Origin of the sequence: Desulfonatronum sp. SC1, from assembly GCF_003046795.1 — a bacterium.
In the GTDB taxonomy this organism is placed as follows: domain Bacteria; phylum Desulfobacterota; class Desulfovibrionia; order Desulfovibrionales; family Desulfonatronaceae; genus Desulfonatronum.
On record NZ_PZKN01000219.1, the window covers coordinates 1 to 402 of the forward strand.

Genomic DNA, 402 nt, shown 5'->3' on the forward strand with positions numbered 1-402 from the left:
ACATTGGGACTTGAGAATGTTGTTCTGGATCGCAATGGCTTTACAGGCAAAGCATTAGTTCAATCTGAAATATTTAGCAGTAGTTTACTTGAAAAGGATAGTTGGGGCATCTCTTTAAGTGGATTTTCGCTTGAGCTGTTAAAAAACAGTGTGGCGGGTTTAGGATTCAATGGTGACATCAACATTCCGCCTTTCGGAAAAAACTCATTGCTTCCATATCGTGCTTTTTTTAACCTGGGAACTGATAGCTATGAGTTTGAGGTCGGTGTTCATGGGAAATTTGAGTTTTCAACATTGGGATGTACACTCGATTTAAATAAGAACTCTTATGTAGAGATAGAGGTGAAGAATGGGGGCATCTATCCTACAATAAATGCATGCGGTATTCTTTCTATTGATGCA

1 protein-coding gene is annotated in these 402 nt (G+C 38.8%); it reads left to right on the forward strand.

What is annotated here, in order from left to right:
* Window positions 1-402: hypothetical protein (locus tag C6366_RS21340; RefSeq protein WP_158269872.1), on the forward strand; the 402-nt coding region annotated here is incomplete at both ends.